We start from the raw sequence: 16,916 nt of genomic DNA on the forward strand, positions 1-16,916 counted from the left end.
GTCACAGCCCCCTTTCACGGAAATAGCGGCGGCGCTTGCCCACAAAGCGCAGCTTCTGCTCCAGATGCTTCCAGAACTCTGACGAATCGGAATAGCGACAGGGAAAGTTTTCCGCCACCACTCCCTCTAATTGCGCCTGCCAGTCATTATTGCTTTCGTAGCCATGGGTGATCAGATCCTGCGCCAACTGCGGGTAGCGTTGCAGCTGCTGCTTCAGGCGTGGTAGATGCTCTCGCCAACCGGCAATGCGTGACAGGTCAACCTGGCGGAGCCCGCCAAGCGCATTCTGTGCGTCTTCACCAGCCTCAGCCACTTCATGAAAGCGGTCAAAGTCATGGCTTCTGTGCAGAAACGGGAAGATATCTTCCATCCGTTGCTGCACACCTTTCGGGTCACTGACCAGGTCCTCGTAGCGCAGCACCATCACCCTGGGGTGGGACTGGATTTCCATGATGGCTTTTTCTGCCCGCTTCCATACCGGATAGTTGCAGAAATACATACCAGGCCAGGCCTTGTGCATGCTGCAAATCACCGAGCGGGGATCACGCATCATGGCAATCACATAAAGATTCGGGTCACGGTCAAGCAACGGCGCCATCCACAGCGCATCGTTGGGTTTTTTTGATAACCGCAGTCCGCTTTCCTGCGGCGACACCTTGAAGATGGTTTCTTCGTGTTCAGAGTGGCCTTCATGGGGATAACAGGCCACCAGCATTTCCGCCATCAGGGTGGTGCCACTGCGTGGACACCCCACCACATGCAGATGCGTCGCACTCATTTTCCGGCTCCCAGCAATCGGATTCTGTCCCGCCAGTTTGGTGTCGGAGCAATTTTGATATCCGGCGCCAGCAAGTCAGGAAAGGCAGCAGCCCGGCAAGCCCAGGTATGCTTTTCACTCACGAGATGCTGTCCTGACCGGGCAATTGCCCCGGCTTTTTCCGGATTTTCATGAAGCCATTGCAACTTTTCATGCAACTCGGGCTCACTGTCGTACAAAACAACGTTTTCGTTCTCCACGAACCCCAGCTCCTGCTGCTCCAGAGCCGGTTGCCGCCAGGCCAGCAACACGCATCCCGCCGCCATGGCTTCGAAATTCTTGATCATGTATTCGTTGAACCCGATGTCAGCGCTGACAAACACCCGAATCGAATTGAGCAAACGATTATAGGGCTCGCCCGGCTCTGCCCGCAGCAGTTGTAGCTTGCCAAGCTTTTCCTGCCTGAGTAAAAAACGCTTGCGGCGCTTGTAGACCTTGTTTTTCACCCGGCCCACAAACGCAGACGCGATGGTGCGTTCCAGTCCCAGATCAGAAATGGTTGTGCCGTCATAGCCCTTGGGAAGAAAGCAGGCATCAATGCCTTCATCGCGAAGCTGCTGCGCCAGGCTGGCACCGGAGACAATGATTCTTGCCTTTTCCAGATCACGAAGCACCGCCGGATAACGGCGATACCACTCACTGGTGGGCACATTGTTCTGGCATACATCGTGATCGAAGATCACCAGACCCGGCGCCCGCTTGAGACACTGGTAACGCTTACCCAGCCGGCGCAGGTTGGTATCGGCGATAACCCGATCATAGCCACTGAAATCTGCCTCGTTGAAATAGGCTTCCAGACCATGCTCGCGGGTCACTTCTACATGATCGAAATCAAAGCGCCCCTTCGCCGCTTCCCACAGAGGGCGTGTAACCATCAGCTTCCCGTCAGTGGAGACAACCAGGGTTTTCATAGCCAACTCTCAATCGATTTGATGCGCGCCTCGTAAAACGCATTGAATTCCTGCCGGGCTTGCGGAGCCAGGGCTTCACGGGGGCGCCAGCTCTCGAAAAGGCGCTGGCGCTGATCTGCCAGTTCCTGCTCCAGCCCCCTGCCGGGGTCCCGGCTCATACCATCCAGATCCAGCACCTGGAGCTGGCCATCCTGAAACAGGAAATTGGTATATTTGCTGTCGCCATGGCTGAACGCCATCAAACGCATCACCGCAAAAAAATCCGCCATCTGGCTCAGCGCCTGATCCCGCAAGGGGCCACCGGCTTCGCAGATTTCCGGGAGCATGCGGCCTTCCACATTGCGGCACACCAGATACTCCCGATCCGTCAGTCCTGACTGTTTGCTGGACAGGTAGCAAACCGCCCGGGGAGTCGGAATCTGCACCAACCCAAGGTAAGTCGCGTTAAGCCAGGAATTGCGCGCCCGGCTTTTGAACTGGCGGGCCAGTTTTTTCCAGGCACTTTTCACGTTATAGCGTTTGATTACCAGGCTTTCGCCCTGAATCTGCACACGCCCTACGGTGGCGCTGTTGCCATCCTTCAGTCGCTCACAGTTTTCCAGCAAGGTATCCAGCCCCGTGTTCAACAAAGCATCAATCAGCGGCTGATCCTCCCGTCGCCCCATACCTGTGTAGCCTTTGCCGTTGAGCTCCACAAACTCGGTACAGTTACGCAGAGACTTTTTGACCAGTTTGCGCAAACGGGCGTGACGCGTTTTTTTCAGGGATTCTGCCAACTGCTGCGACGAAAACGTATCACCATAGGCGCTGACAACCTGTTGTGCGGTGGGCAGGGACAAGGGAGGAAACTGGGCGAGTAGCAGAGCCAGATTGCCAAGGGCCTTGCTCTTTTCCACGGGGGCATCGGTCACTTCTACATCCCCCGCATCGATTACATGCCAAGCCCCGTCAGCAAAAATAAAGTTACCCAAGTGGATATCATTCTGCATCACGCCATGGCGATGCATTTTGCTGGTCAACACCACCAGTTCCTGCACCAGCCCGGGAATTTTTTCAGCGGAGATTTCCTGCAATCGAGCCTTGGCTGACGCTTCACCCAAATGCTCCAGCACCAGCAAGGCCGACTCCCCGGGATAGTCGCGGAGCAATACCCGGGGAGCCGGTACCTGTTTTTCAGCCAGCGCCGTCAGCCGTTGCTGCTCAACCTGCACTTCCCGGCGAGAACGAGGGTGCGAAGAAAACAGTTTGATAATCACCGGCTGTCCATCCAACAGCCCGGAATAGACAGCCCGACGCTCAGGCATAAAGCGCAGTAGAGACTGCATCTCCAGCACCTGCCCGTCCACGCTCAGTGTCACCGGCAAAACGGTTTCACGGCTGGCCAGCAGGGCCTGGGTAATGTCCTGTGACGAGTCCGCCATCAGATATCCTTTCCCGGGTGTTCATTGAACTGCAGCGGTAGCTCGGGCTCCACTTCAAAATAACGGCGATAGATTTTCTCTGCCTCGCGCCGGACAGCAGACCAGGTGCTGTCGTCGGCCAACGCTTGTCGGAGAGGCAAGCCGCTGTATGTACGAATAAAACGCAACAGGTCGCGCCGGGTCATGCCGAATCGGGCAGTGGAAAAATACAGCCCACCCAGGTCCTTGATACGCCAGCGGCGGGGCACCTGACTGCGCACCTGGGAGCGATGCAGATCGATCAGATACAAGGGGCCGTCCGCGTTGTTCGACGCCGCATCACTATCGCGCATCAGGAAATGGGCCAGATAGAAATCCCGGTGATTGATGCCCGCGCCGTGCATGGTGCGCGCAATAGTAGCCACCCGTTCGATCAGTGCTCGCTTGAAAACCGGCGGCATGGCCTGCGGGTCTTTTACCCAGCGCTCACCAAGATCTTCCAGACTCAAGGTGCCCACCAGATCATCGGTAATAATGAAGGACTCCACCGATGCCGGATTACTGCCCCGCGAACCATAGGCGGCAATGGTCATGGTATCCAGGCCGGCGCCGCGCACCGCGTCGATGGCAGTCACCTCATCCATGGCGCCCAGCACCGGCAATTTACCCTGGGTCAGGTTCTTGAAGATTTCCTTCCAGCCGATGCCACCGTGATATTTGAGAAAATAGCTGCGGCCGTTGCCGGCAAAGCGCAGAGTGCGACGCCCCTCCCGGGCCCGAAAGATTTCACCCTCCTGCTCGGCGGCCTGCTCGAACGGGTCGCGGTCGCCCCACAGGGCGACGATGTCATCGCGCAGAAAAAGTTTCACGGCGTCCAGCCCTCCACATGATCCACCACCGTCTGCGCCAGACAATAGAGGGCCGGGTTACGGCCATACTCCACCCCATTTTCCTGCCAGGGCCCGGGCAACTGGCTGACCATTTTCTGCAGGGTGTCGTCCAGCGCCTGCTGACTGAACGGCGACGCAATGACTTCCCCGGAACCAGCCTCGCGCACATAGCGGGCGTAGCCACAGGTGTCCGTGGTCAGCACCGGCAAGCCTGCCACCGTGGCTTCCAGCAACACCATCCCCGCAGACTCACGATAAGCCGGATGCAACAGCAGGTCTGCGGCCTGCATCAGGGCAGTCACATCATCCCGCGGCCCCAGCACCAGAATGCGACGGCGCAAGGCCTCCGGCAGGCCGGACAGATAAGGGTCCGCCTGATCATTGCCCACAATCATTAATTTCACGGTTTCCGGCAGGGCGGCAAACGCCTTCAGGGCCCGATCCAGTCCCTTGACCTTGAAGCCGGAGCCCAGGAACAACAACAAGGTCTCCCGCTCATCAACACTCAGGTTTGCGCGGGTTTGTTGGCGCAGCGCCTTGTGGTCGGCAGGCCGTTGACGATCTCTCTCGATACCCGGCGGCAACAAGGCATAACGGTTTTCTGCCAGCGGATAATGACGCAGGTACTGATCCCGTTGATCGTCATTGAGAAACAGGATCAGCGGGCCATCCGCCGCCGTCACCGCCTGCTCCAGTTTCAGGTAGCCAGCATAGCGGGGCAGCCAACGTAACGGTTTCGGCTTGCTGCGTACGTGCTCGGCAAAACAGCTGTCGGCCGCAAAGTACACGTCCAGCCCGGGCAGGCGGTTAAAGCCCACTACCCGATCGAATTCTCCTGTCTGCCGGGCGGCCAGAACCCCCTTCGCAAAGGACAACATACGGCCGTGATTACTGCCACCGGACACAGCAATGCGCTGCACTGTTACCCCGTCAATGGCTTCACCTTGCCAATCACTCACCAGCGCAACCACCTCATGACCCCGGCTCACCGCTTCCCGGGCAATGCGGGCAAAATCCCGCTGCAGACCGCCGTAGGGGAAGTAATGATAGAGCGCCATGGCCAGTTTCATGCGGTGCGCCTCCGCAGTTCCCGCCACACCTGTTTCGGTTTCAGGCTACTGAAACAGGGCGGCTCCACACCCTTGCCCAGCTCACCACGATAGGTGCACTTTTCCTGCACGCAGGGGGCGCAGGGAAAATCCGCCGCCAGGGAATGCGCCTGAATGCCTCGCACCCCGGTCAATACCGGGTCAGTGGGACCATAGAGCGCCACACCGGGCAAGCCGGCGGCAGCGGCCAGATGAGCCAGGCCAGTGTCCACAGCAATGAACGCATCCCAACTGAGCAGTTTGTCGGTGAGTGTATCCAGCCCCATTTTCGGCAGAACCCGGGCGCTATCCAGTCCTTCGCTCAAACGCTGGGCGCGGGCTTTTTCCGTTTCGTTGCCCCAGGGCAAAAAAACCGTGTGGCCTTCACCGGTGGCCAGCTCCAGCAGCTGACGCCAGAAGGCTTCCGGATAATGCTTGGTGGGCCAGGTGGTGCCATGGCAGAACACCAGCTGCGCCGGCTTGTTCAGCGGGCTGGGCACATGGCTGCGCGGCAGGCCGTAATCCGGGGCATCGTCGGGCAGGTCGTAGGACAGCGCCTGCGCAAACAGTTTCCGCACCCGGTCGATGGCATGCTGCCCCTTCGCGACTGCCAGGGGATGATCGAGCGCCCGGGCTGACAGCCCTTCGCGAGCGGAGTATTTGTTCAGACCGAATTTCGGCCCCCGCGCCAGGCGGGTGACGAAGGCGCTCTTGATCAGGCCCTGAGCGTCGATCACCGCATCGTAGTCGGTGGCCCGGAGCTTGAGCTTGAAGTCCGCCCACTCACCGGAGCGGCGGGCCTTGAGGGGGTGCTTGCGCCAGCGGCGCAGGGCACAGGGAAACACCTGATGCACCGCCGGGTGACGGCGGGCCAGATCGGCAAAGGCCTCTTCCACCACCCAGTCCACCTGCAGATCGGGAATGGCCGACAGGGCATCGGTCAGCGCCGGCAGGGTGTGGATCACATCCCCCATGGAGGAAGTCTTGATCAGCAGCACGCGCATGTCAGAACCTGCTCGCCGTCAATTCAGGCATCCGCGCTTTCCAGCTGCTGCAGGGCATCAATCACCTGCGAAGGTGGCAGCTGGCGCAGACAGTTCAAATGCCCCAGCGGGCATTCCCGTTCGAAACAGGGGCTGCATTCCAGCCCCAGCCGTACCACTGCCACTCTATCACCCAGCGGCGGGGTAAAGCCCGGGGAGGTGGAACCATACACCGCCACCAGCGGACGCTTGAGCGCGGCGGCGATATGCATCAGACCGGAATCGTTGCTGACCACCGCCGTGGTAGCCGACAGCAGATCCACCGCCTGCTCCAGGGAGGTATTGCCCGCCAGCACCGTGGCATGCTCATCAGCACTGTTTTCCAGCATTTCGACAATGGTCTCGGCCACGGGCTGATCCTTGCCGGAGCCGAAGATCCATGCCTGGCCACCATGCTCAATCCAGTGCTGGGCCACTGCCGCATAATGATGCTCCGGCCAGCGCTTGGCCGGGCCGAACTCGGCGCCGGGGCACAGCCCCAGCACCGGACGCTGCGTATTGAGCCCGTGGGCCGCCATGGCCTGCTGAAGCGAGTCTTCACTGACCTCCAGATGCGGGGCAGTAATGGTGTCCAGTTGCGGTACCGGTTCACCGGGCGACTGTGCCAGCGCCACGAAACGCTGCACCATCAGCGGATAGCGATCCTTGTCCAGCTTGCGCACATCGTTGAGCAGGCCATAGCGCATTTCCCCGCGCCAGCCGGTGCGCCGGGGGATCTTCGCCGACCAGGGCACCAGGGCAGACTTGAGGGAATTGGGCAGCACATAACTTTGCTGATACTTGCCGCGCAGGGACTTGCCCAGGGCGTGTCGCTCGCCCAGCTTCAGATCGCCATGATCAAAAGGCAGCGAGAGTGCCTCGCGCACTTCTGGCATGCGCGACAGCAATGGCCGGCACCAGGCCGGCGCCAGCACATCAATGGCACAGTCCGGATATTGACGGCGAAGTTCGGAAAACAGGGTCTGGGCCATCACCATGTCGCCGACCCAGGACGGGCCGACGACAAGGATGGCGGAAGGCGAGTCGGACAAAATAGCCGGCATACGCCTGCTCAGCTCACGTAAGTGAGCCAGTCTCCGTAGTCGTCATCCAGTTTGCCGCGCACCAGATCAAAGTACACAGCCTGCAGTTGCTCGGTGATCGGACCGCGCTTGCCTTCACCGAGGATGCGGCCATCCAGTTCACGGATCGGCGTGACTTCGGCGGCGGTGCCGGTGAAGAAGGCTTCATCCGCCACGTAGATTTCGTCACGGGTAATGCGCTTCTCGCGCACCGCATAACCGCGCTCTTCGGCCAGCTGGATGATGGTCTTGCGGGTGATGCCGTCCAGGCAGGAAGTCAGTTCCGGGGTGTAGAGCACCTTGTCCTTGATCACGAAGATGTTCTCACCGGAGCCTTCTGCCACATAGCCTTCGTTGTCCAGCAACAGGGCCTCGTCGGCACCGCCGGACAGGGCTTCGTTCAACGCCAGCATGGAGTTGATGTAGTTGCCGTTGGCCTTCGCCTTGCACATGGTGATGTTCACGTGGTGGCGGGTGTAGCTGGAGGTACGCACCTTGATGCCCAGCTCCAGGGCTTCCGGCGACATGTAGGCCGGCCATTCCCAGGCCGCTACCATCAAGTGCACCTTCAGGTTATGGGCGCGCAGGCCCATGCCCTCGCTGCCGTAAAATGCCATGGGGCGCAGGTAGGCGTGGGGCAGGTTGTTCTCTCTGACCGCGGCGACTTGCGCGGCGTTGACCTCGTCCTTGGTGAACGGGATCTTCATGTTCATGATGTGGGCACTGTTGAACAGGCGGTCCGTGTGCTCCTTCATGCGGAAGATGGCCGGACCCTTGGCCGTTTCGTAGGCGCGCACGCCTTCGAAAACCCCCATGCCATAGTGCAGGGTGTGCGTCAGCACATGCACCTTGGCCTCCTGCCAGGGAACCAGTTCGCCATCCAACCAGATAAAACCGTCTCTTACAGCCATCGACATGGCAGTGATACTCCCAGAGCTAAGGACCTGCAGGCGTCAGTCCTGCAGATCGAACCAGTGCTTCCAGATCGCTCGCACGCCTTCACGCAAATCGCGGAATTGAGTGTCGTCGACGATGGATTTCTCTTTGCGCAACGAGGCGCGATGAGCCGCGGATCGGTAAGCGAGGTACGCTTCCCGCAGCAAGCCGGCATCCTGCGCCGACATAATATCCAGTGCAGCCAGTGTTTCGAGCAGCCGCACATTATCGGTGAAGCGGGTCAGTTCACCGTGGGAGGAGGCCCATCTCAGAACCCCGTATTGCACCATAAATTCGATATCAACGATACCACCCGGGTCCTGCTTGAGATGAAAACGGTCCTCGCCTTTTTCTCCCAAGTGGTCGACCATCTTGTCGCGCATGGCCAGCACATCCTCGCGCAACTTCTCCAGCGGCCGCTCCAGGCACAGCACCTGATGACGAATCGCCTCGAAACGGGCCCGAGCCCGGTTGCAGCCAGCCACCACGCGGGCCCGCACCAGGGCCTGATGCTCCCAGGTCCAGGCATCGTTGAGCTGGTATTTCTCGAACGAATCCATGGAACTAACCAGCAAGCCGGCACTACCGGAGGGGCGCAGGCGCATATCCACTTCGTACAGCTGGCCGCTCATGGTGCGGGTGGACAGAATATGAATGATGCGTTGGCCCAGGCGGGCATAGAACTGTTCGTTGGCCACCGGCTTGTCGCCATCGGTCATGCCGCCACTGGCCGCATCGTGCAGAAACACCAGGTCCAGATCGGAGTTGTGCCCCAGCTCGATGCCGCCCAGCTTGCCGTAACCCGCCACCACAAAATCCGGGTTGCAGGGCTGACCGTCGATGCGCGAGGGACGACCATGGCGTTCCACCAGCGGCTCCCAGGCCAGCATCACTACCTGGTTGAGAATGCTTTCCGCCAGCCAGGTGAGGTAGTCACTGACCTTCATCAGTGGCAGCACCTCGGTGACTTCCGAGGCCGCCACCCGCAGCAGATGGGCCTGCTTGAAGTTACGCAGCACCTCCATCTGCTGTTCCAGATCATCCTCGGCCACCCGCAGCAGCTGCTGGCGCAGCTCGTCATCCAGCTCCGCACGCTCCGGCGGCGAATAGAGAGTGCGCACGTCCAGCAGCTCATCCAGCAGCACCGGATGCAGGGTAAGGCGCTCGGCGATCCAGGGGCTGGCTCCGGACAGTTTCACCAGCTGGGTCAGGGCGCTGGGGTTTTCCACCAGCAGGGCAATGTAGGCGCTACGGCGTAGCACCGCCTCCACAAAAGCCAGCAGTCGTACTACGGTGGTTTCCCCGTGACCCTGGTAACCCAGGGCCTCCAGCAGCAGGGGCATCAGCCGGTCCAGCCGCTCTCGACCGATCGCCTGCATGTTCTGCACCGAGCGGCTCTCGCGGAAATCATTCAAATGGGCGTAGACCTTGTCGCCCTCCTGCACGCCGATGGCTTCCAGTTGAGCCACGGCCTGGGCCTCATCCAGCTCGCCCAGCCACAGATCCAGCAGCTCCTGATCGGCGCCCTGGGCGGCGTCGGTTTCCTGTTCCGGGTCGGCGATCACCTGGCTGAAATGATGACGCACGCTTTCCCGGTAACGCCGCAACTTGCGCTCGAAGGCGGCGCGGGCGGAGAAGCCCATGGCAAAAGTCAGACGCTGCCAGCCCAGCTCGTCGTCAGGCAGGCGCTGGGTCTGCTTATCCGCAATCCCCTGCAGTCGATGCTCCACATCCCGCAGGAACAGATAGGCTTCGGTGAGCTCCTCCGCCACGTCCTCAGGCAGCAACTCCAGCTCCACCAGTTGCGGCAGCACCTTGATCAGATTCGGTTCCCGCAGGGCCGGCAACTGGCCACCACGGATCAACTGGAAGGCCTGGACGATAAATTCCACTTCACGGATGCCACCGGCGCCCAGTTTCACATCCGCCTGCATGCCCTTGCGGTTCACTTCCCGTTCGATCAGGGATTTCATCTCGCGCAGGGAATGGAAGGCGCCGTAGTCGATATAGCGGCGATAGACGAAGGGGTTGAGCCGCTTGATCAGGCGTTTGCCGGCCTGCAGATCACCACCCACCGGACGCATCTTGATCAGCGCATAGCGCTCCCACTCACGGCCCTGGGTTTCGTAATACCCTTCCATGGCGTCGAAACCGATGGCCAGCACACCACTCTTGCCCCAGGGCCGCAGGCGCATGTCCACCCGGAATACGAAGCCATCCGCGGTGGGCTGGTCCAGGGCCTTGATCAACTGCTGACCCAGGCGCACGAAAAACTGGTGGTGACTCAGGCTGCGCCGTTCGCCCTCGAGCTCCCCTTCATGCTCATAGGCAAAGATCAGGTCGATATCCGAGGACAGATTCAGCTCCCGCGCCCCCAGCTTGCCCATGGCCAGCACCACCAGCTGCACTGGCTTGCCATCCGGACCCATGGGGGTGCCGCTTTTCTCACAGGCCCAGCCGTGCAGCACAGCGAGCGCTTCCTGAATCAGGGTATCCGCCAGCAACGACAGATCCGCCACGGTGCTGTGGTAGTCCCCTATCCCGGCCAGATCCCGCCAGATGATGCGCACCATGTGCCGGTGACGCAGGCGACGCAGGGCCCGCTTGAGCTCGTCCTCGTTGTGGCAGACTGCCAGCAAGTCGCGCACGGTCTGCCGCAGGGAATCCTCTGCCAGAGGCTGGCTCGGGTCACTGTCCAGCAGCCACTGACCCAGGCCCGGATCACGCTGAAACTGTTGCGCCACATAGTCAGAGCCCGCCCACACCCGGGGCAGGTCATCAAGCAGGGCGTCGGGGATACGATGACCGGATTCCACAAAGTGCTGCCAGTGCTGGCTGACCAGCACCGACAATTCATCCGGCAGAGCGTGATATTGGGGTTCTTTCATGGGCGGCTATTGTTATACGGCGGGCTGCAAGCTACAAGCAGCAGATGCAAGCCTCAAGCTTCAAGCTGCAACACGGGGAACGGTCGGCAAGCCATTGTAACCTTGGTGCTTCGCGCTGAAATCAATGGCAATCAGCCAACTCTGAAGAGCCCATGCTAGCGACAGCGGGGCTTTCCCTTGCTCACGCCGACCGAAACCGTGCACGCCACATCGCCCGCAGCGACCAATAATCAGGGGCAATCATCGAGCATTCAGCGCGGAACCAGAGCGAACCAGATGGCACCACCTCCCTCCGCGCCTTGTACCTTGTAGCTTGAAACTTGCAGCTGATTCACCCCAGCAAAATATCCTGGGATGGCGTCACCCGCATCACCTCTTCAATGGTGGTCAGACCCTTGGCCACTTTCATGGCACCACTGATACGCAGGGGCTTCATGCCATTCTTGAGGGCCTGGCGAGTCAGGGTTTCCAGTTCAGAGCCCCGGGAAATATGGTTTTTCAGGCTGGTGTTAAGGGGCATGGCTTCATACACCCCCATGCGCCCCAGATAGCCGGTATCCCGACATTCCAGACAGCCCACCGGACGGTAGAGCACTTCCGGCGGCTTCATCTTGAAGGGGCGCACCAGCTCCTCCCAGGCCTGCACATCGGTCTCTGTTGCCTCCTTGCAATGGGGGCACAGGGTGCGAATCAGACGCTGGGCCATCACCCCGAGCACCGTGGCGCTGATCATGTAGGGCGGCACGCCCAGATCCACCAGACGGGTAATGGAAGATGGGGCATCGTTGGTGTGCAGGGTGGACAGCACCAGGTGACCGGTCAGCGCCGCCTGGATCGCCATGTCCGCCGTGGCCAGGTCGCGGATCTCGCCGATCATGATGATATCCGGGTCCTGGCGCAGCATGGCCTTGACCCCCTGGGCAAAACTCACGTCGATATTGGCCTGCACCTGCATCTGGTTGAAGCTGGGCTCCACCATTTCGATGGGATCCTCAATGGTGCAGACATTCACCTCGCTGGTGGCCAGCTGCTTGAGGGTGGAATACAGGGTGGTGGTCTTGCCTGAACCGGTGGGCCCGGTGACGAAGATGATCCCGTGGGGATGGGACGTCATGCGCTGCCAGGCCTGGTAATCCTCGGCAGTAAAACCCATCTGCTCGAAGCTGCGCACCAGCACATCCGGGTCGAACACCCGCATCACCATCTTTTCCCCGAAGGCGGTGGGCAGGGTGGAGATACGCAGTTCAATCTCGTCCCCTTCCGGGGACTTGGTCTTCAAGCGACCATCCTGGGGCTTGCGTTTTTCCGCCACATTCAGGCGGCTGAGAATCTTCAACCGGCTGGTGACCGCCGCCATGATTGCCGCCGGCAGTTCGTAGACATCGTGCAGCACGCCATCGATCCGGAAACGCATCTTGCCGGTCTCCCGGCGAGGCTCCAGATGGATATCGCTGGCCCGCTGGGAAAACGCGTACTGCAGAATCCAGTCCACGATATTGACGATGTGCTGGTCGTCCGCGTCGTGATGCCCCTTACCCACTTCCAGCAACTGCTCGAAGTTGGTAATACCGGACATTTCCTGGCCGGTGTTGCCGGAAGCCCCGGCGATGGAACGGCTCAGGTTGTAGAATTCAACGCGGTAACGGCGCAGCTGCTCCGGGTTGGCCAGCACCACCTCCAGCTCCCGATCACGCAGCACCTGCTTGAGGTGGGCCTGCCAGTCGCGCACAAAGGGCTGATCGCAGGCCACCACCACCTTGTCCCGCAGCACCTCCACCGCCACGATGCCGTGACGTTCGGCAAAGGCGTAGCTCATCACATTGGTCACCTGGTCCACATGCACCTTGAGTGGATCAATGTGACACACCGGCATACCCGCCTTTTCTCCCAGCCAGTGGGTCAGGAAGTCCACATCCAGCAACTGATGGGTATTGGTCCGATCGGTGAGCCGGTACTTCGCCAGCACCTGAATCGGATGCCAATTCAGCTCCTTCTTTTCCCGCGGCGTGGTGGAAATGACATTGAAGTCTTCCTGACTGACACGCCCTTCTTCCAGCAACTCGCGCATCAGCCAGCGCACATCAATCAGCAGACCATCCAGTTTGGCGGGGTTGGCAGTGGCGTTCACGGAAACTCTCCGGGTCGTGGGCGGGCAGAGCCGCCTGTCTCATTATTTTGTAGTACTGTAACGATAACAGGTAAACCCTGACAGCCCCGACGCCTTTGACTATACTCGCGGCCAGCTTCATGACACATCCGTGACAGACGCACGGTCGTGCCATGACCCGAGCTCCTCTCCCTATGGGCGACGCCCCGGGAAAGTGGGACACTGATTTCTACCTGACTCTGGATCCGAGGCGCCTATGTCCTTTGGAAGCTCCATTGCCGGCCTGTTTGGCCGCTCACCGATCAAGCCCCTACAGCAACATTACGACACCGTTCACGATTGTGCCCGCACCCTGGCGGATTTCTTCGCCGCCGTTACCGAAGGGGACTGGGACAAGGCGCGCTCTGCCCGCAAACGTATCGCCGAACTGGAAAACCAGGCCGACGAACTGAAAAAAGAGTTCCGCCTGAACCTGCCCAAAAGCCTGTTTCTGCCCATGCCCCGTACCGATCTGCTCGATCTGATCAGCGTGCAGGACAAGGTGGCCAACAAGGCCAAGGACATCTCCGGGCTGATGCTGGGCCGGCAGATGAGCATCCCGCCGGTGCTGGCCGATGTGATGCGCGACTATGTGCAGGGTGCCATCGACACCTCCGCCCAGGCCCAGAAAGCCATTAACGAGCTCGACGAGCTGATCGAGACCGGCTTCAGCGGCCGCGAAATCCAGATCGTGGAAGAGCTCATCGAAGAGCTGGACCGCCTGGAGCGCAACAACGACGAACAGCAAATCACCATCCGCTCCACCCTGTTCAAGCTGGAAAGCGAACTGCCCCCGGTGGATGTCATTTTTCTCTACAAGATCATCGAATGGGTAGGCGATCTCGCTGATCGCGCCCAGAAAGTGGGCGGCCGCCTGCAGATGTTGGTCGCACGCTAGGAGTTATCTTATGGAGTGGATGATTGAACACAGCTACCTGATGCTGTTGATGGCCGGCGCCTTCGGTTTCCTGATGGCCTGGGGCGTGGGTGCCAACGACGTGGCCAACGCCATGGGCACATCCGTGGGCTCCGGCGCCCTGACGGTCAAGCAAGCCGTGATGATTGCCATCGTCTTTGAGTTCTGTGGTGCCTATCTGGCCGGTGGCGAAGTGACCGCCACGGTACGTAAAGGCATCGTCGACGCGGGCGTCTTTACTGAATTCCCCCACTATCTGGTCTACGGGATGATGTCCGCCCTGCTGGCCGCCGGCATCTGGCTGATTGTCGCCTCCTGGTTCGGCTGGCCGGTCTCCACCACCCACTCCATCGTCGGCGCCATTGTCGGCTTTGCCGCCGTGGGCGTGGGCATGGATGCGGTCAACTGGGGCAAGGTGGGCAACATCGTCGCCAGCTGGGTCACCTCGCCGTTGCTGGCAGGCTTTATCTCCTTTGCCCTGATCAAGAGCGTGCAGAAGCTGGTACTCAACCAGGACGACCCCTTCCAGCGAGCCAAGCGGGTGGTGCCTTTCTACATGTTCCTGGTGGGCTTCGCGATCACCGCCGTCACCCTGCTCAAGGGGCTCAAGCATATCGGCCTGGAAATCAGCTTTGCTGCCAGCCTCGGCTGGGCTGCCGTGGGCGGCCTGGTCATTGCCCTGATCGGCGCCATCATCCTCAGCCGCATCCAGCCCAATCCGGAAGCCGACAAGGATTTCCGCTTTCACTCCGTGGAGCGCATCTTTGCCGTGCTGATGATCTTCACCGCCTGTGCCATGGCTTTCGCCCATGGTTCCAACGATGTCGCCAACGCCGTGGGGCCGCTGGCCGCCATCAACAGCGTCATCGTCAATGAAGGCGTTATCGGTGGTGAAGCGGCCATGCCCAGCTGGATTCTGCTGGTGGGCGCCATGGGTATCGTGTTCGGTCTCGCCATTCTCGGGGCCCGGGTCATGGCCACGGTGGGCAAGAACATCACCGAGCTGACCCCCAGCCGCGGCTTTGCCGCCGAGCTGGGCGCTGCCGGCACGGTGATCCTGGCCTCCGGCACCGGCCTGCCCATTTCCACCACTCACACCCTGGTGGGGGCAATCCTGGGTGTCGGCATGGCTCGCGGCATCGGCTCCCTGAACCTGCGGGTGGTCAGCACCATCTTCACCTCCTGGGTGGTCACCCTGCCGGCAGGCGCCCTGTTGTCGATCCTGTTCTTCTACTTCTTCAAGGGCCTGTTCGGCGCGTAACAACCCAGCCTGAAGAACACAACGCCGCCTTCGGGCGGCGTTTTTGTTTCTGTTGCCAGGCCACCTTCCACAACGCCCCACCGGCACATCTGGCAACCGACGCCCCCCGCTGGCTATACTGATCTGTCAGCCACCAACCACAGAGACATGCCGTGCCCAGCGCCACCCCCGACAATCAGGTCAACTGGTTCCGCAATTCGTCCCCGTACATTAACGCCCACCGGGGGCGCACCTTTGTGGTCATGCTTTCCGGCGAACTGCTGGACGGCCCGCGCCTGCCCACCCTGATTCACGATCTGGCCCTGCTCAACAGCCTGGGGATCAAGCTGGTGCTGGTCCACGGTGCCCGCCCGCAGATCAGCGCACGACTGGCAGAGTCCGGCATCGAATCCACCTTTGAGCAGCACATGCGCATCACCGACAGCGCTGCGCTCAATGGTGTCATGGCGGCGGTGGGTGCCCTGCGCCTGAAACTGGAAGGGCTGTTCTCAATGGGGCTGGCCAACTCCCCCATGTACAACGCCGGCATCCGGCTGATCAGCGGCAATTTCGTCATCGCCAAACCGGTGGGCGTGCGCAACGGGTTCGACTACCAGCACACCGGCGAAGTGCGGCGTATCGAAGTGGATGCCATCCGCCAGCAACTGAGCAATGGCAATGTGGTACTGCTGTCACCGCTGGGTTGTTCGCCCACCGGTGAACTGTTCAACGTGAATGCGGAAGAAGTGGCCTCCACCGCCGCCATCGCCCTGGGCGCCGACAAGCTCATTCTCATGGGCAACGACCTGCGACTCGCGGACAACAACGGCGACATGGTGCGCGAACTCAGCCCGCAACAGGCCGGCAAACTGCTTGCCGACGACCAATTGCAGGACAATGGCGTGGACCGGCAGCTCACCGCCGCCTGTCACGCCGCCAGCAATGGCGTAGGCCGTGCCCACCTGATCGACGCCAACGACGACGGCGCCCTGCTCAAGGAGCTGTTCACCCGCGACGGCTGCGGCACCCTGGTCACCCGGGAAACCTACGAAACCCTGCGCGGCGCCCGCATCGACGACGTGGGCGGCATCCTGGAACTGATAGAACCCCTGGAAGCCGACGGCACCCTGGTGCGTCGCTCCCGGGAACTGCTGGAAAACGAAATCCAGCGCTTCGCCATCATCGAGCGCGACGGCATGGTCATCGCCTGCGCCGCCCTCTACCCCTTCCCGGACGACAAGACCGGCGAACTGGCCTGCGTGGCCGTCCACCCCGGCTACCGCAAGGGCGAGCGCGGCGCCCAGCTATTGGGCTATCTGGAGCGGCGGGCCAAGGAACAGGGGCTGACCAGCCTGTTCGTGCTTACCACTCTGACCGCGCACTGGTTTCAACAGCAGGGGTTTGAACTGGCTGGGGTGGAAGCACTGCCGGGGGCCCGGAAGTCGCTGTATAACTGGCAGCGGAACTCGAAGGTGTTTGTGAAGGGGCTGTAGCTGACGCCACCCAGCCCGCTACCAAGCCACCGCACGGTTGGCGTTGGAGCCATGCTCGCATGGCGAAGGGCTCGCAAAGTGTGAACG

13 protein-coding genes are annotated in these 16,916 nt (G+C 60.8%); 3 read left to right on the forward strand and 10 right to left on the reverse strand.

The window, feature by feature from the left end; all coding sequences use genetic code 11:
* Position 1 precedes the first annotated feature (1 nt).
* The 10 genes from KZ772_RS09890 to KZ772_RS09935 form a co-directional block, all read right to left on the reverse strand.
* Positions 2-778 (reverse strand): sulfotransferase, encoded by a 777-nt coding sequence (locus tag KZ772_RS09890; protein WP_290536424.1) that lies wholly within the window; start codon positions 776-778, stop codon positions 2-4.
* Positions 775-1,728 carry a glycosyltransferase gene (locus tag KZ772_RS09895; protein WP_290536425.1) on the reverse strand — a complete coding sequence of 318 codons (954 nt, stop codon included), beginning with the start codon at positions 1,726-1,728 and terminating at the stop codon, positions 775-777. The genes KZ772_RS09890 and KZ772_RS09895 overlap by 4 nt, the downstream gene beginning before the upstream one ends.
* The gene (locus KZ772_RS09900) at positions 1,725-3,149 is read right to left on the reverse strand and encodes a lipopolysaccharide kinase InaA family protein (RefSeq protein WP_290536426.1); all 1,425 of its coding nucleotides are present in this window, start codon (positions 3,147-3,149) and stop codon (positions 1,725-1,727) included. The genes KZ772_RS09895 and KZ772_RS09900 overlap by 4 nt, the downstream gene beginning before the upstream one ends.
* The gene (rfaP, locus tag KZ772_RS09905; protein WP_290536427.1) at positions 3,149-3,997 is read right to left on the reverse strand and encodes a lipopolysaccharide core heptose(I) kinase RfaP; all 849 of its coding nucleotides are present in this window, start codon (positions 3,995-3,997) and stop codon (positions 3,149-3,151) included. The genes KZ772_RS09900 and rfaP overlap by 1 nt, the downstream gene beginning before the upstream one ends.
* Positions 3,994-5,088, reverse strand: a complete 1,095-nt coding sequence (locus KZ772_RS09910) for a glycosyltransferase family 4 protein (protein WP_290536428.1) — start codon at positions 5,086-5,088, stop codon at positions 3,994-3,996. Before KZ772_RS09910 ends, rfaP begins: the two co-directional genes overlap by 4 nt.
* Complete coding sequence (waaC, locus tag KZ772_RS09915) at positions 5,085-6,110, reverse strand: lipopolysaccharide heptosyltransferase I (RefSeq protein ID WP_290536429.1); 1,026 nt, start codon at positions 6,108-6,110, stop codon at positions 5,085-5,087. The genes KZ772_RS09910 and waaC overlap by 4 nt, the downstream gene beginning before the upstream one ends.
* A gap of 23 nt (positions 6,111-6,133) precedes the next feature.
* A complete protein-coding gene (gene waaF, locus KZ772_RS09920) occupies positions 6,134-7,192 on the reverse strand; it encodes a lipopolysaccharide heptosyltransferase II (RefSeq protein WP_290536430.1) in 1,059 nt (352 codons plus the stop codon).
* 8 nt (positions 7,193-7,200) lie between these two features.
* The gene (locus tag KZ772_RS09925) at positions 7,201-8,127 is read right to left on the reverse strand and encodes a branched-chain amino acid transaminase (RefSeq protein WP_290509806.1); all 927 of its coding nucleotides are present in this window, start codon (positions 8,125-8,127) and stop codon (positions 7,201-7,203) included.
* A 36-nt stretch (positions 8,128-8,163) separates the two neighbouring features.
* Positions 8,164-11,034, reverse strand: a complete 2,871-nt coding sequence (gene glnE / locus KZ772_RS09930; protein ID WP_290536431.1) for a bifunctional [glutamate--ammonia ligase]-adenylyl-L-tyrosine phosphorylase/[glutamate--ammonia-ligase] adenylyltransferase — start codon at positions 11,032-11,034, stop codon at positions 8,164-8,166.
* Between the two features lie 331 nt (positions 11,035-11,365).
* On the reverse strand, positions 11,366-13,102 hold the full coding sequence (locus KZ772_RS09935; protein ID WP_290539467.1) for a GspE/PulE family protein: 1,737 nt from the start codon (positions 13,100-13,102) through the stop codon (positions 11,366-11,368).
* 295 nt (positions 13,103-13,397) lie between these two features.
* On the opposite strand from KZ772_RS09935, the gene KZ772_RS09940 reads away from it, so the two are divergent.
* The 3 genes from KZ772_RS09940 (at position 13,398) to argA (ending at position 16,829) form a co-directional block, all read left to right on the forward strand.
* On the forward strand, positions 13,398-14,078 hold the full coding sequence (locus KZ772_RS09940) for a TIGR00153 family protein (RefSeq protein ID WP_290509164.1): 681 nt from the start codon (positions 13,398-13,400) through the stop codon (positions 14,076-14,078).
* 10 nt (positions 14,079-14,088) lie between these two features.
* Complete coding sequence (locus KZ772_RS09945) at positions 14,089-15,357, forward strand: inorganic phosphate transporter (RefSeq protein ID WP_290536432.1); 1,269 nt, start codon at positions 14,089-14,091, stop codon at positions 15,355-15,357.
* 152 nt (positions 15,358-15,509) lie between these two features.
* The gene (argA, locus tag KZ772_RS09950; protein WP_290536433.1) at positions 15,510-16,829 is read left to right on the forward strand and encodes an amino-acid N-acetyltransferase; all 1,320 of its coding nucleotides are present in this window, start codon (positions 15,510-15,512) and stop codon (positions 16,827-16,829) included.
* The last annotated feature ends 87 nt before the right edge of the window (positions 16,830-16,916 follow it).

The organism is Alcanivorax sp. (genome assembly GCF_019431375.1).
Taxonomy (GTDB): Bacteria; Pseudomonadota; Gammaproteobacteria; order Pseudomonadales; family Alcanivoracaceae; genus Alcanivorax; species Alcanivorax jadensis_A.